The sequence below is a fragment of the Burkholderia pulmonis genome (assembly GCF_984667975.1).
In genome coordinates this window covers 2,325,219-2,345,314 of record NZ_OZ480187.1, presented here as the reverse complement: position 1 = coordinate 2,345,314, position 20,096 = coordinate 2,325,219, and the positions used below count along the sequence as shown (strand labels likewise).

Here is a 20,096-nt window from a genome sequence, read left to right as displayed (position 1 = left end):
GGTGCTCGCTGGAGAGTGGTTCATTGCAGAGAATCTAGATCGTCGAGGATTGTCTGGCTTGCCCAGAACGGGTGCGGGTCATGTCGAGCCCGCTCTCGAGCTGCTGTTACCTCGACTTCCCTGAATGCCCTCCGTGCAATGCCTGTCGCGATGACGTCGCGTTCGATTAGACGGGGGATGTGTTTGAACTGCTGATTCCAGCGCTTTCGGTCCATGCGTGATCGTTCTCTAAGCACGCGCCAATAGAAGGAGTAGAGTCTCCAGAGATCATCGCCGGTCACAACATAGTTTCTGCAGCGCAAACAGTTCAGAAAGCTCTCGCAGGGAGCATCCGCGCGTCTGGGTGCGTATTCCCCCATCTTGATGTCGGAGCACCTGCCGAGTGGTGTGCGTTCGGTCGCCCCAAGTGTCCCTGAGAGCAACTCGCTGACAAGACATATCCCCATGAATCGCCAGTCCTGCTTTGAGTCTTCCCCTGGACGCAGGTAGTGACGAGATGTCACTGGTGGGGTATTTCCCGCGGCGATGGCTGTGGTGACAACGTCGCCTTCTAGGATTTCGTTGACGCGATTGGTGAACGTCTTGCGGAGGCGGCTGATATTGATACGCATCGGCTTGCCGTCGTTGTCTACAAGATTGTAGTCGTGCACGAGTTTCTTGATCGCTTCGTCCAACGTTCCAATCTTCAAATTTACGGTCCGGCGCTGTCCGTCTGTCTGCCGCTTCGAGTACAACCAGACGCGAGTGTGAATATCTGGAGGCGCGTCCATCCGAGCTTGATCAGTGAGTTCAATGACCCGCCGAATCAGTCGACTGACTCCCGGCCGCAATGTAGGAGTCGATTCCACAGTTCGCTCTGCCGTTGTCTCGGAGCGGACCACGACCTTTGTTGTCGTATGTCCACGGCGCTTGTATAGCACCAAGAACTCGAGGTCGTCTTTCGGGTGAGGCTTCAAGCAGTCGATGGGCATTTCCATCAGTGCCGTCGTGTTTCTACCAGTATGGAGTGCGACGACCAGAAGCGCATACGCGAGCAAGGTGCTCGTTGGCGCTTTGTTGCTTGTCAGAATGGGCATCACGGCGGTTTTCACTGCTGCGGTAAATGCCTTGCGTTCAGCTCGCGTGAGAGGGCTCTCGCCTCTGTCGTGCCGATGGCTTCCAGGAAACGGGTTGTTGGGGAAGGTGACGTTGTCACCGCTGGTCACGAGCTCGAATAGGCCACGTCGTCCAAGGGTAACTAAGACCGATTTCGTGTAGGCGTAGCAGGTACGCTGAGACAGTGTTGAAACACCTCGGTCTCGCAAATAAGCGAGGTAGCTGTCGATCATGTCGCGATTGATATCGCGCAGTTCGAGAGCGCGGCTCATTGCCGTTGCGTGTATGGCCAGGTAGGTAAGGAGGTGCTTCAGCCCAGAGGTACAGTAGCTTGCGATAGTTGAGACCTCGACGTCGAGGTCCTGTTTGTCGAGAAAACGTTCAATCTGTCGCTGGCAGGCGTACGTAATCTGATCAATACCTACGGTGTACCATGGGCCAAAATCAAACCGACGACACTTTGATGCGCTTCTTTCGAAGTGGATTACAGTGCTGGCAGGAGGTATCACGTCGGGTGGGATGCCGATGCCCCCGGCATCGCTAGCCGTACGTTCGACCTCTATCGTGGTCAGATCGGTCCTCACAAAGACTTTGCGCTGTCCCATCACTTCTCCACCGTGAGGTTATTCAGTTCGTCGTCGTAAGCCAGTACAGCGTCGTCGGCCAGTTCGTTGATCAGATGCAGATACACCATAGTTGTTTGTATCGATGCATGTCCGAGTTGACGCTGAAGGAACACCACCGGCTCGATCCGGTTTCGGTTGCGTTCACGCTGAAGCGCTACAAGGGTGTGAGTTGCGTACGTGTGTCGCAGCATATGGGTCCACACGTGGAGTCCGATCCTCTGTCCGATCAGACGTACGATCCGGTCGAGACTCTTACCGTCTGAGCTGTATGGTTCGCCAGACTGATTCAGGAAAAGCGGCGAGCGTTCATGCGAGCTCAGCGCGGAGCGAAGACCTCGTTGATGGACTGCATAGTGATGGAGGTCTTGCATCAGTTGCCGGCTGACATATATGTCGCGGGCTTTGCTACCTTTGGTCCTCATGCCGTGACCATCGCGAGGATCAAGACTTACTCGGACATTGCGCTCGTGACGGTAGGGGCGGTCTGGATCGAAGACATATGCCAGTGGGAACGTTGCAAGTTCCTCTTTGCGAAGACCGGTTCCCAAAGCGAGGCGAATGATCATCCGATGATGCGGATTCTCAGCCGAATGCAGAAGTTGTTTTACCTGTGCCGACGAAAGAAATTTTGGCAGCTCTTTGTGGGTTCGCGGCATTACGTCGGGCGTGGTCACAACGCCGCCAGAGGCGTTTACGTGTGCAAGAAATCGCCCACCGACGCTCATTCGACGAATGTCGTACGAGAACGGTAGTGTCGGAATCCATTGCTGGTGCATCGCAAACTCATAAAACTTGCAGATGTAGACGAGACGATTGCGCACCGTCGTGCGGGCCAGGCCGTACTCCTCGAGGCAATAGTCACGATAAGCAGCAACAAGTGTTTTTTGTTCCCCACGGCTGACATCGTCCCAGCGGAGATCATGCGTTTGGAGAAAGCTGAAATAGTCGTAGAGCGCTCGTGCAGTGTTGATCCATGACTTTTTTGAGCCGATGGCGCCGCGCAAGAGATAGAACCGGAAAAATTCGTTGGCCGGGCGGCATCCATCCATGCTGTCCCAAAGCAGGATCGGAAAACCGGGATAGGGCCGGCCGCTGATGAGGAGGTCGCAGGTGGAAGAGATCAGCCGCATTCAGGTTCTCCTGCCGAACAGCAAGGATGAAGACTGTCGATTGGCGGTTGTGTGCGGCGGCCCCATCTGCGAATCGAGGCTGCACCACCATCGAAGCGTTGCGTTCTCCGTCGTCGCATGTATCATTCGCCCTTCCTTAAGATAGTCATCGGTCGCCTACCTCTAAGTGGCTGATAAATCTACATAATTTTCCTAACCTATGCAAAGTTCCTGAACAATCCGCGCCATGGAAACTTATGACATCGCCGTGATCGGCGCGGGCGCCGCCGGGATGATGAGCGCCGCGGTCGCCGGGCAGCTCGGCCGCCGCGTCGTGCTGATCGATCACGCGCCGCGGCTGGCCGAGAAAATCCGCATCTCGGGCGGCGGCCGCTGCAACTTCACGAACCTGTATGCGGGCCCCGACAACTACCTGTCGTCGAATCCGCATTTCGCGCGCTCGGCGCTGGCGCGCTATACGCCGCGCGACTTCCTCGGGCTGCTCAAGCGCCATCATGTGACCTGGCACGAAAAGCACAAGGGCCAGCTGTTTTGCGACCACGGCAGCGACGCGATCATCGACGTGCTGAAGCACGAGTGCGACGCGGGCGGCATCGCGTGGCGCCGGCCGGTCGTCGTCGACACGGTGCGCCATGAATCGGCCGACGGCTTCATGCTCGATACGCAGCAGGCCGGGACGATCGGTGCGCGCGCACTGATCATCGCGACGGGTGGCCTGTCGATCCCGAAGATCGGCGCGACCGACTTCGGCTACCGGCTCGCGAAGCAGTTCGGCCACAAGCTCGTCGATACGCGGCCCGCGCTCGTGCCGCTGACGTTCGCGCCGCAGGACTGGGAGCCGTTCGCGGCGCTGTCGGGCGTGTCGCTCGAAGTGCGCGTGTCGACCGGTGACAAGAAGCGTGGCGGCGAATTCGTCGAGGATCTGCTGCTGACCCATCGCGGGCTGTCCGGGCCCGGCATCCTGCAGATCTCGAGCTACTGGCAGCCCGGCGACCCGATCCGCGTCGACCTGCTGCCGCAGCGCGACACGGTGGCCGACCTGCTGGATGCGAAGCGCACGTCGAAGCGCCAGGTCGGCTCGCTGCTCGCGGACTGGGTGCCGTCGCGTCTCGCGCATGCGTGGCTCGATACGCACCGCGTCGCGGCCGACGCGCGGCTCGCGGACCTGCCCGACAAGACGCTGCGCCAGATCGGCGAGGCGTTGTCCGGCTGGACGCTGACGCCGAACGGCACCGAGGGCTACAAGAAGGCCGAAGTGACGAAGGGCGGGGTCGATACGCGGGAGCTGTCGTCGGCGACGATGATGAGCACGCGCGTGCCGGGGCTGTTCTTCATCGGCGAGGCGGTGGACGTGACGGGCTGGCTCGGCGGCTACAACTTCCAGTGGGCGTGGGCGTCCGGCACGGCGGCCGGGCAGGCGGCGGCGGAGTATTCGCGCGGCGCCTGACGGGCCGGCAGGGCCCGTTTTAGCGGGACCAGGCCCCCGTGCCTTTAGGCAATCGCTCTGCTATACTCGGTAGTCTTTCCTTGCAATCCTTTATTCGTGTCGGATCATGACGATCATTCGCGTTAAAGAGAACGAGCCGTTCGAAGTTGCAATGCGTCGCTTCAAGCGCACGATCGAGAAGAATGGTCTGCTGACCGAGCTTCGCGCGCGCGAGTTTTTCGAGAAGCCAACCGCAGAACGCAAGCGCAAGAAGGCTGCTGCGGTGAAGCGTCACTACAAGCGTATTCGCAGCCAGACGCTGCCGAAGAAGCTGTACTGAATGGATTGGGCGCCGCGCGGTTCGGTGAGCGGCGCACCGGCGGCTCCGTGCCACCGGATGAGGTCGCACAGCCGATCAGGCGGCGAGTCGCCGATGCCGGATTCGAGCAACCCGCTTGAGACATTGTCCCAAGCGGGTTTTTGTGTTGACGCCCGTTCGCGGGCGTCGGATTCACGTTTCCATCCCGGGTGAAAGATGAGTTTGAAAGAGCAGATCAGCGAAGACATGAAGGCAGCGATGCGCGCGAAGGAAAGCGAGCGCCTGGCAACGATTCGCCTGCTGATGGCCGCGATCAAGCAACGCGAAGTCGATGACCGGGTCATGCTCGACGACGCGGGCATCACGGCCGTGATCGACAAGATGATCAAGCAGCGCAAGGATTCGATCAGCCAGTTCCAGGCCGCCGGTCGCGACGATCTCGTCGCGAAGGAGCAGGCCGAACTGGTCGTGCTGGGCGGTTACATGCCCGCGCAACTGTCGGACGCCGAAGTCGCGGCCGAAATCCAGGCGGCCGTCACGCAAACCGGCGCGGCGGGCCCGCAGGACATGGGCAAGGTGATGGGTGTGCTGAAGGGCAAGCTTGCCGGCCGTGCCGACATGACGGCCGTTTCGGCGCAGGTCAAGGCCGCACTCACGAAGTAAAGCCCGTTCCCGGTGCGCCCGGCGATGCGTGCGCCGGGCATCGTATTGTCTTTTTCGCTAGATTCCACGGTGATTCCGCCTTCCTTCCTGCAGGATTTGCTGAACCGCGTCGATATCGTCGACGTGGTGGGCCGGTACGTGCAGCTCAAGAAGGGCGGCGCCAACTTCATGGGCTTGTGCCCGTTCCACAACGAGAAGAGCCCGTCGTTTACCGTCAGCCCGACCAAGCAGTTCTATCACTGCTTCGGCTGCGGCGCGCATGGCACGGCGATCGGTTTCCTGATGGAGCACGCGGGGCTCACGTTCCCGGAAGCCGTGCAGGAGCTCGCGCAATCGGTCGGGCTGACCGTGCCGCACGAGCCGTCGATGCGCGGCGGTGGGGGCGGTGGTGGTGGCGGCGACTATCCGGCGCCCGTGTCGAAATCGGTGTCGACCGCGCTGTCCGACGCGATGACGGCTGCGTGCGACTATTACCGCAAGCAGTTGCGCGGCGCGACCGTCGCGATCCAGTACCTGAAGAACCGGGGCCTGACCGGCGAGATCGCCGCGCGCTTCGGTCTCGGCTATGCGCCCGACGGCTGGCAGAACCTCGAAGCCGCGTTCCCTGACTATCGCAACGAGTCATTGGTCGAGTCGGGGCTCGTGATCGTCAGCGAGAAAACCGACGCGCAGGGCGTCGCGCGCCGCTACGACCGGTTCCGCGAGCGGATCATGTTCCCGATCCGCAACGTGAAGGGGCAGGTGATCGGGTTCGGCGGCCGCGTACTCGGCAGCGGCGAGCCGAAGTACCTGAACTCGCCCGAAACGCCGCTGTTCAACAAGGGCAGCGAACTGTACGGGTTGTTCGAGGCGCGGCTCGCGATTCGCGAGCGCAAGTACGTGCTGGTCGTCGAAGGCTACATGGACGTCGTCGCGCTCGCGCAGCTCGGGTTCCCGAACGCGGTCGCGACGCTCGGCACCGCGTGTACGCCGATTCACGTGCAGAAGCTGTTGCGCCAGACCGACATGGTCGTGTTCAGTTTCGACGGCGATTCGGCCGGCCGGCGCGCGGCGCGGCGTGCGCTCGAGGCTTGCCTGCCGCATGCGGGCGACAACCGCACGATCCGGTTCCTTTTTCTGCCGGCCGAGCACGATCCGGACAGCTATGTGCGCGAGTTCGGCGCCGAAGCGTTCTCCGAGCAGGTCGAGCGTGCGATGCCGTTGTCACAATTTCTGTTGAACGAAGCAATTGCCGGGAAGGCGCTCGATCAGCCGGAAGGCCGCGCGAAGGCGTTGTTCGATGCGAAGCCGCTGTTGCAGGCGCTGCCCGCGAATGCGTTGCGCGCGCAGATCATGCACATGTTCGCGGACCGTCTCGATATCCCGTTCGAAGAGGTCGCGGGGCTGTCCGAAGTCGATACGCGGATCGCGGCGCCGCCGCGCCAGGCGCCTGCGCGCAGCGAGCGGCGGCGTGTGACGGACAGCGAAAAGCGTGCGTTGCGCACGCTGGTGATGCATCCGCGCATCGCGTTGCTGCTCGACGACGAACAGCTTGCGACCCTGCGTGCGCTGCCGCGCATCGGCGAACTGTTCGCGGAAGTCGTCGATCATGCGCGTGCGCTGGGCGACGGCGCGGAGTTTCGGCTGCTGTCGGATGTCCTGCGGGCGTCCTCGAACGGGGCGACTTACGAGGAAATCTTCCGCGAAATTCTGGACTATGATGAAAACGTCCGCGACTTGCTGTTACAGAATCCGGAAGACGAGACGGTGCCCGAGCGGCAGCGTGAACAGGAACGGATCGCGGGGGAGGAACTGCAGGCAGCGGTGCTCAAGATGCGCTATGACGCCTGCTGCGACCGGCTTGACCGGCTGGCGCGGCAATCCACCTTCACCCCCGAGGAATTGGCTGAATTGACGGAATTGAACCAGCAGCGAACCGACATGAAGCGTCGGCTCGGGCTGTAGGCGGCCGGGGCGCTTAGAGAGGGCGCACCAGCGTGCTATAATATAAGGTTTCCAGCGGTTTGTTTTCTAAGCAGAGGCGAGAATCGCGATGGCAAAGACGACAGGCGGAAAGAAAGCAGCAGGCAAGGGCTCGACGGAGCCGACCACGAAGGTCACAGCGGCCAAGTCTGCTTCTTCCACCAGGACAACGTCTTCAGCCACGTCAGCCCCTGCAGGAAAGAAAACCGCGGCCGGCACTGCTCAGGCTGCGCCGGCGCCGGCAGCCAGAACACGGGCTGCCGCCAGACCCGACTCCGGGCCGGCCAAGCCGGCGGCGAAGCGGGCAAGTGCGAAAAGCGCAAGGGACACGACTGCCGATGCGGACGAAACGGCAGTACGTACTACTCATGCACCTACGGTTCAACCGGCTGTCGTCCAGCAGCCGCGAGTCGATATAGCCGGTACGGCGAACTCCATGACCAAAAAGCTGAACGAAGTATCCGTCGAAGACGACGCAAATCAGAGCGACGAGCAGCCCGCGGCCGCAGCCACGGCTGCACCGGGCAAATCCAAGGTGCGCGATCGTCGCGCCAAGGAAAAGGCGCTGCTGAAGGAAGCGTTCGCGACGAGCACGCCGGGTACGGCCGAGGAGCTCGAAGAGCGCCGTGTGAAATTGCGCGCGCTGATCAAGCTCGGCAAGGAGCGCGGCTTCCTGACGTATGCCGAAATCAACGACCACCTGCCGGACAACTTCACCGAGACCGAAGCCCTCGAAGGCATCATCGGCACGTTCAACGACATGGGCGTGGCGGTTTACGAGCAGGCTCCGGACGCGGAAACGCTGCTCCTGAACGACAACGCGCCCGCCGCGTCGTCGGACGATGAAGTCGAAGAGGAAGCGGAAGTTGCGCTGTCCACCGTCGATTCGGAATTCGGCCGCACGACCGATCCGGTCCGGATGTACATGCGCGAGATGGGCACGGTCGAGCTGCTCACGCGCGAAGGCGAAATCGAGATCGCGAAGCGGATCGAGGACGGCCTGCGCCACATGGTGATGGCCATCTCCGCGTGCCCGACGACGATCGCCGATATCCTCGCGATGGCCGAACGCGTCGCGAACGAAGAGATCCGCGTCGACGAGCTCGTCGACGGCCTGCTCGATCCGAATGCTTCGGACTCCGCCGATACCGACGGCTTCTCAGCGAAGGAAGCGGAAGCCATCGAGAACGAGAACGAGGAAGCCGAAGAGGAAGAGGAAGAAGAGGAAGAGGAGGAAGACGACGGTGCCGCGCAGGCATCGGCCAACGCCGCCCAGCTCGAAGCCCTCAAGCGTGCCTCGCTCGACAAGTTCTCGCAGATCAGCGAGTGGTTCGACAAGATGCGCCGCGCGTTCGAGAAGGAAGGCTACAAGTCGAAGGCCTACCTGAAGGCGCAGGAAACGATCCAGACCGAACTGATGACGATCCGCTTCACCGCGCGTACCGTCGAGCGCCTGTGCGACACGCTGCGTGCGCAGGTGGACGAAGTGCGTCAGGTCGAGCGCCAGATCCTGCACATCGTCGTCGACAAGTGCGGCATGCCGCGCTCGGAATTCATCTCGCGCTTCCCGGGCAGCGAGACGGATCTCGACTGGTCCGACAAGGTCACCAACGAAGGCCATTCGTACAGCGCGGTGCTGTCGCGTAACGTTCCGGCGATTCGCGAACAGCAGCAGCGCCTGCTCGACCTGCAGGCGCGCGTCGTGCTGCCGCTGAAGGATCTGAAGGAAACCAACCGCCAGATGGCGGCCGGCGAACTGAAGGCCCGCCAGGCGAAGCGCGAAATGACCGAGGCGAACCTGCGTCTCGTGATCTCGATCGCGAAGAAGTACACGAACCGCGGCCTGCAGTTCCTCGACCTGATCCAGGAAGGCAACATCGGCCTGATGAAGGCGGTGGACAAGTTCGAATACCGTCGCGGCTACAAGTTCTCGACCTATGCGACGTGGTGGATCCGTCAGGCCATCACGCGCTCGATCGCTGACCAGGCGCGCACGATCCGTATTCCGGTTCACATGATCGAGACGATCAACAAGATGAACCGCATCTCGCGGCAGATCCTGCAGGAAACCGGTCTCGAGCCGGATCCGGCAACGCTCGCCGAGAAGATGGAAATGCCGGAAGACAAGATCCGCAAGATCATGAAGATCGCGAAGGAGCCGATCTCGATGGAAACGCCGATCGGTGACGACGACGATTCCCATCTGGGCGACTTCATCGAGGACAACAACACGGTCGCGCCGGCGGATGCCGCACTGCATGCCAGCATGCGCGACGTCGTGAAGGACGTGCTCGATTCGCTGACGCCGCGCGAGGCGAAGGTGCTGCGGATGCGTTTCGGTATCGAGATGAGCACCGACCACACGCTCGAGGAAGTCGGCAAGCAGTTCGACGTCACGCGTGAGCGGATCCGTCAGATCGAGGCCAAGGCGCTGCGCAAGCTGCGTCACCCGAGCCGTTCCGACAAGCTGAAGTCGTTCCTCGAAGGGAACTGATTTCCAGCGTCTCTGCTGCGAACGCCACCGGCATCCGCGTGATGCCGGTGGCGTTTGTCCCCTTTGTTGTTACAATGCCGGCCCGGCTTCTTCGCCGGAGCGGCGTGTAGCACGCTTCGTCTCACATCAGGGCTTGTAGCTCAGCGGTTAGAGCAGTCGACTCATAATCGATTGGTCGCGGGTTCGAACCCCGCCGGGCCCACCAGATTTCATGCCGCGTCACACCGTGTCGCGGCATGCCGAAAACCCGCGATGGCTTCATGCGTCGCGGGTTTTTCTTTGCGCGGACGATCGGCCGGATCGGGGAAACACGGAGAGGCTGCCGTGCCGATCGCAATCGAAGTATGCTGTGGCGCGACCGGCCGGTGCGCGAACCCTGCGCCCGCCCGGATCGCCGACCAGCGCCGCGCTCCATCCGGCGACCAGAACAATCAGATTTCGCCGGGAGCAGGGGCGGCCATCATGACCATGCTGCGTACGTGGGGTGCGATTCTCTCGTTGCTGGTGCTCGCTGCGTGCGCGAGCCTGCCGCCGCAGGCCGATCGCACGCCGACGCACGCGTTCACCGATACGGAACACACGCGGCTGGGCGCAGCGTTCCAGCAGCAGGCCGGCACCCATCCGGGGCAGGACGCGTTCCACTTGCTGACCGACCCGGTCGACGCACTGGATGCGCGGGTGCTGCTTGCCGATCGCGCCGACCGCTCGCTGGATCTTCAGTACTACATCTGGCACGACGACCTGACCGGGCACGAGCTGGCCGATGCGGTGATTCGCGCGGCCGATCGCGGCGTGCGCGTGCGCGCGCTGCTCGACGATCTCGGCACGAATGCGGACGACCGCAAGCTGCTCGAGATCAGCTCGCATCCGAACATCGAGATCCGGCTGTTCAATCCGGTGGCCGCGCGCCGCTTCAAGAAGCTCGGTACGGTGTTCGAGTTCTCGCGCGTCAACCGGCGCATGCACAACAAGGCGATGATCGCGGACAACCAGGTGGCGATCGTCGGCGGCCGCAATATCGGCGACGAATACTTCGGCGCATCGTCGATGCTGGAGTTCGGCGATCTCGACGTCGTCGTCCATGGTCCGGCCGTGAAGGACATCTCGACGGAATTCGATACGTTCTGGAATTCGCCGTATGCGTATCCGATCGATACGCTCGTCGGGCACGAGGCGGCACCGGACGGGCTCGATCGCGAGCGCGAACGGCTGCGCGACTACCTGCGCGCCATGGAAGACAATCCGTACGTGCTCGAGGCGCAACAGCGACTCGACCGGATCGTGCATGGCCAGGGCACCGAATTGTCGTGGGGGCACGCGACGGTGCTGTACGACGATCCGTCGAAGATCGCGCACGCACCGAAAGACGCCGACGGGCACCTGATGCCGCAGCTGCGCGCGCTCGCGTTGCAGCCGCAACACGACCTGCTGATCGTGTCGCCGTATTTCGTGCCGGGCAAGGACGTCGTCGAGCGGCTGCGCGCGCTCACGGCACGCGGCGTGCGCGTGACGGTGCTGACCAATTCGCTTGCCTCGACCGACGTGGCGGCCGTGCATGCCGGCTACCGGCGTTATCGCGGCGATCTGGTGAACGCGGGCGTGCGGCTCTACGAGCGCCGCCCGTCGGGCGACAAGAGCATTTCGAAGCAGGTCATCATCGGCTCGTCGCGTGCGTCGCTGCATGCGAAGACCTACGTGTTCGATCACAAGAGCATCTTCATCGGGTCGATGAACCTCGACCCGCGCTCGCTGAACCTCAACACCGAGATCGGCGTGTATTGCGAAAGCCCGGCGATCGCGTCCCAGGTCGCCGACGATCTGGAGGCGCGGCTCGACCGGATCGCGTGGCGGGTCGAGCCGAGAACCGATCCGGTCGGAAAGGGGCGGCTCAAGTGGATTCAGACCGATGCGGACGGAAAGGTCACCGAGATCGATCACGAGCCGGAGGTGTCAGCCGCGCGGCGAATGGAAGTGTGGTTTCTCGGGCTGTTTCCGATCGAATCGCAACTCTGAGCGACGTTCAGCTCAGCGCGCGGCGGTGTTGGTCGATGATGTCCGCGAACTGCCGCGTCGCTGTCTCGATCGTCGCATCGTTCAGCCCCGAATAGCCGAGCACGAAGCCGTTGTAGCGGCGGCCTGCGCCGATGCGGTAGCTGCTCAGCGGCTGAAGCAGCAGGCCGTGCGCGGATGCGGCGCGGGCGATGTCGGTGTCGTGCAACGGCATCGCGAGATCCGCGGACAGATGCATGCCGCCGGGGCTTTCGCGCACGCTCAGCGACGTGCCGAGGTGGCGGGCGAGTGCGGCCTCCAGGCTGCTGCGCCGGTCGGCGTAGAGCGCCCTCATCCTGCGCAGATGCCGCGCAAAGAGGCCCGTGTCGATGAATTCGGCCATCGCCAGCTGGTCGGCCGAATGACCGCGATGGACGAGCTCCCGCAGCGTTCTGGTGAAGCGGTCGACGAGCACCGTCGGCACCACCATGAAGCCGAGCCGAAGGGCGGGGAACATCGTCTTGCTGAACGTGCCCAGATAGCAGACCGGCGCATCGGCGTGCAGGCCCTGGATCGCGGGCAGCGGCTGGCCGCCGTGACGGAACTCGCTGTCGTAGTCGTCCTCGATGATCCACGCGCCGCAGGCACGTGCGCGCTCGACGAGCGCCGCTCGTCGCAGGGGGCTCATCAGCGCGCCGAGCGGGTACTGGTGTGACGGTGTCGTATAGATCAGCCGGGGCGGGCAGGTGCGCCACTGTTCGTCGGTCGGCGCCATGCCTTCGCGATCGACCTCGATCGGCACGGGCGTCAGGCCGGTCGACCGGAATGCGGTGCTTGCGCCGTTGTAGCAAGGGTTCTCGAGCCAGCCGTTTTCGCCCGGATTCGCCAGCATGCGCGCGCACAGTTCGAGGCTGCCTTGCGTGCCGTCGGTGATGAACACCTGATCCGTTTCGCAGCGCACGCCGCGCGAGACGCGGATGTAGGCGGCCACCGCGCGCCGCAGTTCCGGCAGCCCTTCGGCCGGACCGTACGCGAGCCGGGCGGGCGTGATGGTCTTCCACGCGTGCTCGATGCAGCGGCGCCACTGGGCGACGGGGAATTCGTCGAGGGAAGGGAGGCCGGGAACGAACGGCAGCATGCGTTCAGGCTCGGGATCGGCATTCTCCAGCCCGTGCACGCGCTCCGACAGGCGAACCGTGGCGAGGCCGTCGTCGTTCCCGGCGCTCGGGCGACCGCATTCGTCCCAGAGCGTGATCGTGCCGTTGCGGGTGGCCGCCACGAAACCTTCCTCGGCAAGACGCTCGTACGCATAGACCGCGGAATTGCGTGCGATGCCCAGCTCGGCCGCGAGCACGCGCGTCGATACGAGCCGGGTGCCGCGCGGCAGGTGTCCATCCAGCAGCATGTTGCGCAGGCTCCGGTAGAGGGCTTCCTGCTGGCTATGCCTTGCCGTGCCGTCCTGTCTGGAAAGCGACGAGATGAGCAGCGCGAGATCCATAGGCTGGTTCCAGAAATTTTCCTTGTGCTGGTTCTTTCGAAGACGTCACGCGCATCGTATCGTTCACGTTCTCGCGGGGCAGGCCGGTGCACGGCATGTCCGGTGATCGTTGCCGGCTGCCGCACGCGCGTATTGTGCTCGATTCGGCGAGCGACTGTCGACGGGCAGGAGGCCGGTCACCCGGGCATCGGTACGATCCGATACCGATTCAATCAATTTCGTAGTGCGAATATATGAAAGACCAGGCCATCATCTCTCCCACCTCACGTACCACCATTCGTCGTCTGCCCGAGCTGGCGAGTCACGATCGCACGATGCTCCACCGCATCGTGGACGAGGCCTACGTCTGCCACATCGCATTCGGCGACGGACAGGACATGCACTGCATCCCGACCGCGCACTGGAGAAGCGGCGATGATCTCCATATCCACGGATCCAACGGCAGCCGGATGATCAAGGCGCTGTCCGCGGGCGCGCAGGTTTCCGTCGCGATCACGTTGCTGGACGGCCTCGTACTCGCCAGGTCGGCGTTCAGCCATTCGATGAATTATCGATCCGCGGTGATCTACGGGCAGTTCGACGTGGTGGAGGGCAGTGCGGACAAGCTCGCCGCGCTGGATGCGCTGATGGACAAGATCGCGCCGGGCCGCAGGCATGAAGCGCGACCGGGCAATTCGAAGGAAATCAATGCGACCAGCGTGCTGCGGATTTCCATGGCGGAAGCGGCCGTGAAAGTGAGCGATTCGCTGCCGTCCGACAAGGAAGAGGATCTCGGGCTCGCTGTCTGGGCGGGGATATTGCCGCTGAAGACGACGCGCGGCGCGCCGGTCCGTGCCGACGAAAGCGCTGACGTGCCGGTGCCGGACTATGTCCGGAACTGGGCCGGTTGAGCGGCGCGGTGCATCACCGGCCGACGCCGCGGTCGATGCCGGTTCATCGCGCGAGCGTGCGATGCAGCCAGGGCCAGTCGTCCATGAAGAGTCCGACGCAGGCGCCCTGGACGCGATCTTCCGCCAGAACGAAATGCGTGCCGTCGAATACCCATTTCATCGCGTCGCCGCAATCGCCGATCCCGCGTGCGCGATCGAAACTGGCGAGCGTGGCCTTCCCCGGATCGTAGCTCGCGCCGGTCAGCTGGTTCGGCGGCGGCGCGTCATCGCCTGCCGCACGGGTATCGACCGGCAGGACGAGCGGCTTCGCCGAAAACGGTGTCGTGCGCGTTACGCGATACCAGAGGCTCGATGCGTTGTACGCCGCGCTGTCGCCGCACGTGAGCGAGACCAGCGCTTCGCCGGCCGAAAGCGCGAATGCGGCGCTGCCGTCGTGCGGCCCCTTTCCGCCATCGGGCGCGCCGCTGTCCGCATCGCAGCGTGCGACGGCTGCGTGAACACGCGCGAAGGTCGAGTCGATCAACCGGCGTTGTTCTGCGGGGGAAAGCGCGGGGCCGGGCCTGGCTGCGGTCACGACCGGGAGCGGTTGAGGCGCCGGAACCGACGAAGCCGGCGCGGGGCCCGTGCGACGCCATGCGGTGACCGTGCCGACTCGTCCCTGGGCATCGTCGATAGCCAGCAGCGCCGCACTCAAACCCGCCAGCGAGACGCGCTGGTCGCCGATCGCCATCTCGTGCGCGTCGCGGGCAGCCGTGATCCACGTCGATACGGCGGTGGCGTCTGTTGTCGCGATCCGGTGCGGGTAGGTCTGGGCGGCCTTGTCCTGCCACGTGGTGGAGGTGGCAGGATCGAGGCGAAACGGATGGTCGTCGATACGCATCTGGTCGGCGTGCAGCGGCTTGTCCGCCGCGATCTGCAGCTTCACCGCGCCGTTCGCGCCGGCGTCGCGCCACAGCCAGACAACGAGGCCGGGGTTGTCGTTGTCGGCGCCTTCGGCCACGCATCGCCTGACGTTGTCGCAAACGACTTCCCAGCCATTGAAATCGCGAAGGGGTGACGCGGCATGCGCTGTCGACGGGGCTGCGCCTGCCGGTACCGCCGACAGTGCGCAGGCGCCCGATGCGAGGCCGATCAGAAGGCGCCGGAGCGGGCTGCCGGCCGCTTTACTCCGGGTGATGTTCACGCGACTCGTGCGGCGGTTGCGACTCGGCAGGGTGCGGACGAGGTGCAGCCGCGTGCTCGGGCGCCGGTTGCCGAGGCTGCGGTGTCGCATGTTCCTGCGGCGGCGCTTCGGGGCGCGGCTGCATCTCCTTGCGTTGTTGCTGTTGCGCCGCTTCGCGCGCTTGTTGCTGCTCGGCCTCGCTACGTTGTTGTGCTTCCACGCGTTGCTGCTGCTGCGCTTCGTCGCGTTGTTGGGCCTGAGCGCGTTCCTGCTGTTGTGCGGCGTTGCGTTGCTGCATCTCTTCGCGTTGCTGAGCCGCGTTGTGTTGCTGCACTTCCTCGCGTTGTTGCTGTTGCTGTTGTTGCTGCGCGGCCGCACGATTTTCCTGCGCGGCACGTTCCTGCTGCATCGCCTGCTGGCGCTCGTCGCGCATCGCGCCGGGCGGATGCTGTGCCGGTGCCTCGGCATGCGGCGCATTCGCGTGGTTCTGCGCGAATGCGTCGGGCGCCGGTCGCGCACCGGGGCGCGCATCGTTCGCGCCGAAGTGCGGCATCGTCATCGGTGCGGCGCCGGGGCGTTGCTGCATCGCTTGCTCGCGCATCTGCCCGGCACCCGGCTGCATCGCGTTGCGCTCGATCGTCGTGTTGTTATTGGTGACGTTGCCGCCGTAGTTGTTCGTGATGCGCGTGTTGCGGATGTTCGTGATGTTGTTGATCACGGTGGTCGACTTCGTCACGTACGTGGTGTGGTTGTACACCACGGCCGGACGCTGCCAGCCGCCGTTCCACCCCGGGCCTTCCGGACGCGGCGCGCCCCAGTTCATGCCCCATGCATGCCAGCCCCAGTCGTGGTGCCCGAAGATCGCGGCGCCGACGGCGATGCCGACGCCGAACGTGATCACGCCGGCCGCGACCACTTCGCCGGTGCTGTAGACGGGCGGCCGGTACACGTAGCCGGGATAGTACGAAACCGGCTCGCCGTAGACGACGGTCGGGTTGTATGACGGCACGTAGACGACGTCGGGCTGTGCGGATTCGATCTCGATCGCCTGTGCGGGCGGCGGCACGATCGCCGGGCCGCTGTAGACCACCGGTGCATCGGTGGCCGCCGTGTAGCCGGCCGGCGCAGCCTGTTCGACCTGCGTGACGCGCATCTGGCCGCCGGAGCGAAGATGACCGGACTTCTGCGCGCGCTGACGCATCACCTGGATCGCATTCATCACGTCGGTCGGATCGTTGTAGTACGCCTGCCCGAGCGACGTGGTCCAGGCCGGGTTCGACGCCATTTGCGACAGCACCGCGGGGAACGCGGTCAGCGCCTTGACGGACGGGTCCCACGGCTGCCCATCGGCGGCAGTCGCGAGCGCCTGGCCTTTCAACGACGGATTCTGCGCCACCCAGGTATTGGCGGCCGTTATCTGGTCAGGATACGTCGCGCCCGCAAGCACCAGCGCGACAAGCTTGTCGGGGAACAGCGCGATCGGCGCGACCATCTGGTAGAGCTGGTCGGCGCTCGGCGGGGTGTACGCGACGGGCGTCGACGCGGGCTGCGCCGCCGACGCGGCGCTCGCATCGCTGGCCGGGGCGGCGGCGGTGCTGTCGCTGTTCTTGTTGCAGGCCGACAGGCCGAGCAGCGACACGATGAGGGACGACGCGATCAGCGTTCTGACGGGGCGGTGGGCACGTGTGTGGTTCATGTTGTTCGTTCGGTGTTGTGGCAGCGTTGGCAGGCACGCGGGCCGCGCGATCGGCTTGAACACTGTGCCGCGACCCTCCGCGCATGCTCCGGCGGCATCGGCCGGAGCGGGCAGCAGGATCGTGTTCGCATGGTGGTTGTCCCGCGACGAATCGATACATTCAGTTAAACGCACGACACGCGCGGAAGTTGTCTGGATGTTATGTAACAGTGTGTACCTTGCGGTTCGTAAGCACGCCGGAGGATGTTCGGTAATGTGCGTGAAAGTTGATTTCGCAACGATTGCAAGGTTGGAAGGAGCGTCACGCGCGATGCTCGCCGCGCGAAACGAGTGGGCGCTGAATGCAGAAAACCCGCGACGGCTTTGCAGCCTTCGCGGGTTTTCGACAGGGTTGCGTACGGTTCCGGGGCGTGCGAAACGGTGAGCCCCGGAACCGGGCCGGTCAGCGGTCCATCAGCGGGCGAAATCCGACGTGCTCTGGATGAACGCGTTCAGTTTCGAGATGTTCACGCTGCCGAAGCCCGTCGTCGCGTCCCAGCCGGCCTTCGCCTTGTAGCCGTAGGTGCCGCTGCCGTTGTTGCCGGACGTGACGTCGTGCACCAGCGTCGCGTTGGACGGGAAGTACTTGTAGATGCTCGACGCGGGGAACCCGAGGGTGTTGTTGTTGGCCGACTGCAGCCGCGCCCAGATGCCGGTGAAGATCGGCGCGGCGAGGCTCGTGCCGCCTTCGTTGTTCAGGTAGCCCGAACCCCACAGCGTGTCGGACGTCTGGCCGTTCACGACGAGAATCGCGCCGGTGCGCAGGTCGGCGTCGAAGCCGACGTCGGGCAGTGCGCGCTTGGTCGACCCGGTGAGGCTCGACGACTGCCACGTCGGCGCGGCCTCGTACTTGCTGTACCCGCCGCCCGTCGACCACACGGTGCCCGGCTGCCAGCTCGGATCGTTCCAGACGATCTCGCTGTTGTACGCATTGGTCGACGTATTGGTGAACAGCGTCGTGCCGCCCACCGCGATCACGTACGGCGACGTTGCCGGTTCGCTGACCGTGTAGGTCGAGCGCGACGGCGTGCCGCCCGCGCATTCGTACGCGCCGTGGTCACCGGCGGAAACGGAGAAGGTTTGCCCCTGCGCGACCGCCTGCTTGAAGATGGTGTCGTCGGTTGCCTGCGAGCCGGTACTGTTCGCGGACGATTCGCACACGCCGAGCGACACGTTGATCACCTTCGCGACGTTGTCGGTCACGGCCTTGTTGTACGCGGCGGTGATCGCGGTGAGCGACATCGACGGCGCGACGTAGAACAGGACCTGCTTCACGCTGCCGCCGGCCGCGCCGACGATCGACTGGCTGTCGAGGTTCCATTCGACGGTGCCGTCGGTGTCGGTGTACGAGCTGCCGGACGGGCCCGTCTTCACGATGCTGCTGCTGATCGAGCCGAGGCCGTTGTTCGCGGCGAACGTGTTCAGGTCGCTCACCGTCTGCGACAGGTCGCCTTCGGAGATGATGCCGACCGTGGTCTGCGAGGCCGTCGGCGTGCCGTCGCCGCCGTAGAGCGACGAGAACTCGGTCGGGTTGTGCGGCACCGCCGACGCGCCGGCCGGGATCGTCAGGTTGCTGGTGTTGCCTTGCGGCTTGCTGCCCGCGCCGGTATGCATCAGCTCGACGTTCTGCAGGCCCAGCACCGCGCCGACGATGCCGCCGATCGCGTTCGGCACCTGTGCGGCGTCGGTATTCGCATAGACGCTGCGGCCGTTGCGCGTGAAGCGCTTGAGGGTCGTGCGGAACGCGGACTTGATGGTCGCCGCGGTGCCGGATGCCGACACCAGCAGCCGGTTCGGCGCGACCACGATGTTCACGAAGCCTGCCTTGCGCAGGTGGGCGACGACGGACGCGACCTGCTGGTCGGTCGGCGCATATTGCGCGGCGAACTGCGAAGGCGTGAGGAACTGCCGGTAGTGCGGCGAGCCGGGCGTATGCAGGTCGCGCAGGTACTGGTCGAGTTGTGCTTCGTTGCGCAGGTTCAGCCCGAGCACGATGTCCACCGATTCGCCGGGCGCCATCTCGATCGCCGCGGCGGCGGCCGCGGCCGTACTCGCAGCGGGCGCGCCGGCGGTACCGGCTTCGCTTTGCTGAACGAGCGGCAGGAATCCCTTGGTACGCGTTTCCGTCCAGCCGGCCGCAGGTGCGGCATGGACGGTCGCCATGCCGAACGATGCGGCTGCCGCGGCGGCGAATGCGAGCTTGATGACGCGAATGTGCTTTTGTTTCTTGTTTGCAACCTGATTCATTTTAATTACCCCTCCGGTTGAACATCGAACTGCACGAACAACAACGGTCGACGACGGTGCGGGTCGCATCGCCGCTTTCTGCCGCATGCGTGCGGATGGCACGGATGCGACAGGGCCTTTCGCCCGATCCGGACAGCGGTTTTGCTCCGGGGGCGAAATACGGAAAATTCGGTAGCGGGAAGGCTGCGCCGCGTGGCGGGGCAGCCGCGCCGGGGTATGGCGCGGGCGGGGTTGCTAGAGCAACAACTTCGTAGTCCTGCTCATTTGATTCGATCCTTCGGCCCGCTGCCGGATGGCAGCCGTCCAGTGATATGCATCGGGATGTTGCACGCGCCGGCGCGAGAACGAATCATCCGGCGGCGAGCACTGCGGTGCAGCGGAAGCGAAAAAACGTGGAGCGGAATCGATTGCGTAGTGGGCAATTCGTCAGATTGCTTGCATCGAACGGTATCAAGAGCGAAAGCTGGGTGTCAAACTTTTTTTGATTATATGAAACAAAATTAAATCGAATAAAGCGCAATGTTTTTGAAAAGATTGGCGGCGTTTTGTAATGTTCGAAACCGCCAAGGCAGGTAATGGCGAGTACGGCTCGCCAATCATTTCCGATGCGTTTTGAAACGGGCAATCGCTATCGAGGAAAGGCTCGAATGGCCGGGGCCTGTCGCGGGATGTCGAATTCGAGGACGGCATCGCCGCAAAGCGACGCGAGATGGCGGACCTGTCCGCCGTGCGCGTGGACGACCGTGCGAACGACGGCCATGCCGAGGCCGGTTTCGTCGAATCGGCGCGCGCCTTCGTCCTCGATCCGGACGACCGCGCCCGCGGGCCGCTTTTTGACGGAGAGTTTCAGTCTGCCGGGG

13 protein-coding genes and 1 tRNA gene are annotated in these 20,096 nt (G+C 63.9%); 8 read left to right on the top strand and 6 right to left on the bottom strand.

Annotation, left to right across the window (positions count from 1 at the left end):
• Nucleotides 1–20 precede the first annotated feature (20 nt).
• The gene (locus tag AC5LXK_RS27145) at nucleotides 21–1,700 is read right to left on the bottom strand and encodes a site-specific integrase (protein WP_493391743.1); all 1,680 of its coding nucleotides are present in this window, start codon (nucleotides 1,698–1,700) and stop codon (nucleotides 21–23) included.
• Complete coding sequence (locus AC5LXK_RS27140; protein ID WP_493391742.1) at nucleotides 1,700–2,851, bottom strand: tyrosine-type recombinase/integrase; 1,152 nt, start codon at nucleotides 2,849–2,851, stop codon at nucleotides 1,700–1,702. The genes AC5LXK_RS27145 and AC5LXK_RS27140 overlap by 1 nt, the downstream gene beginning before the upstream one ends.
• Before the next feature lie 226 nt (nucleotides 2,852–3,077).
• On the opposite strand from AC5LXK_RS27140, the gene AC5LXK_RS27135 reads away from it, so the two are divergent.
• The 7 genes from AC5LXK_RS27135 to AC5LXK_RS27105 all read left to right on the top strand — a co-directional run bounded on the left by AC5LXK_RS27135 (nucleotide 3,078) and on the right by AC5LXK_RS27105 (nucleotide 11,728).
• On the top strand, nucleotides 3,078–4,298 hold the full coding sequence (locus AC5LXK_RS27135) for a BaiN/RdsA family NAD(P)/FAD-dependent oxidoreductase (RefSeq protein ID WP_493391741.1): 1,221 nt from the start codon (nucleotides 3,078–3,080) through the stop codon (nucleotides 4,296–4,298).
• A 106-nt stretch (nucleotides 4,299–4,404) separates the two neighbouring features.
• Nucleotides 4,405–4,617, top strand: coding sequence for a 30S ribosomal protein S21 (rpsU, locus tag AC5LXK_RS27130; protein ID WP_006751743.1), 213 nt, complete (start codon nucleotides 4,405–4,407; stop codon nucleotides 4,615–4,617).
• Nucleotides 4,618–4,812: 195 nt separating this feature from the next.
• Nucleotides 4,813–5,259, top strand: a complete 447-nt coding sequence (locus AC5LXK_RS27125) for a GatB/YqeY domain-containing protein (RefSeq protein ID WP_493391740.1) — start codon at nucleotides 4,813–4,815, stop codon at nucleotides 5,257–5,259.
• 69 nt (nucleotides 5,260–5,328) lie between these two features.
• A complete protein-coding gene (dnaG, locus tag AC5LXK_RS27120; RefSeq protein ID WP_493391739.1) occupies nucleotides 5,329–7,203 on the top strand; it encodes a DNA primase in 1,875 nt (624 codons plus the stop codon).
• An 88-nt stretch (nucleotides 7,204–7,291) separates the two neighbouring features.
• Nucleotides 7,292–9,715: an RNA polymerase sigma factor RpoD gene (gene rpoD / locus AC5LXK_RS27115; protein WP_493391738.1), complete on the top strand. Its 2,424-nt coding sequence runs from the start codon at nucleotides 7,292–7,294 to the stop codon at nucleotides 9,713–9,715.
• A gap of 129 nt (nucleotides 9,716–9,844) precedes the next feature.
• Nucleotides 9,845–9,920: transfer RNA gene (locus tag AC5LXK_RS27110), tRNA-Ile, on the top strand.
• A gap of 257 nt (nucleotides 9,921–10,177) precedes the next feature.
• Nucleotides 10,178–11,728, top strand: coding sequence for a phospholipase D family protein (locus tag AC5LXK_RS27105; protein ID WP_493391737.1), 1,551 nt, complete (start codon nucleotides 10,178–10,180; stop codon nucleotides 11,726–11,728).
• A 7-nt stretch (nucleotides 11,729–11,735) separates the two neighbouring features.
• Here the strand turns inward: AC5LXK_RS27105 and pdxR are convergent, their stop codons facing one another.
• A complete protein-coding gene (gene pdxR, locus AC5LXK_RS27100) occupies nucleotides 11,736–13,202 on the bottom strand; it encodes a MocR-like pyridoxine biosynthesis transcription factor PdxR (protein ID WP_493391736.1) in 1,467 nt (488 codons plus the stop codon).
• A 233-nt stretch (nucleotides 13,203–13,435) separates the two neighbouring features.
• On the opposite strand from pdxR, the gene AC5LXK_RS27095 reads away from it, so the two are divergent.
• Entirely contained in the window at nucleotides 13,436–14,092 is a 657-nt protein-coding gene (locus AC5LXK_RS27095; RefSeq protein WP_493391735.1) for a pyridoxamine 5'-phosphate oxidase family protein, read from the top strand.
• Between the two features lie 43 nt (nucleotides 14,093–14,135).
• Here the strand turns inward: AC5LXK_RS27095 and AC5LXK_RS27090 are convergent, their stop codons facing one another.
• From AC5LXK_RS27090 to AC5LXK_RS27080, 3 genes are all read right to left on the bottom strand, one after another.
• Nucleotides 14,136–15,092 (bottom strand): DUF1176 domain-containing protein, encoded by a 957-nt coding sequence (locus tag AC5LXK_RS27090; protein WP_493391734.1) that lies wholly within the window; start codon nucleotides 15,090–15,092, stop codon nucleotides 14,136–14,138.
• A gap of 163 nt (nucleotides 15,093–15,255) precedes the next feature.
• Nucleotides 15,256–16,950 (bottom strand): DUF3300 domain-containing protein, encoded by a 1,695-nt coding sequence (locus AC5LXK_RS27085; protein WP_493391733.1) that lies wholly within the window; start codon nucleotides 16,948–16,950, stop codon nucleotides 15,256–15,258.
• A gap of 453 nt (nucleotides 16,951–17,403) precedes the next feature.
• On the bottom strand, nucleotides 17,404–19,236 hold the full coding sequence (locus AC5LXK_RS27080; RefSeq protein ID WP_493391732.1) for a S53 family peptidase: 1,833 nt from the start codon (nucleotides 19,234–19,236) through the stop codon (nucleotides 17,404–17,406).
• Nucleotides 19,237–20,096: the final 860 nt, after the last annotated feature.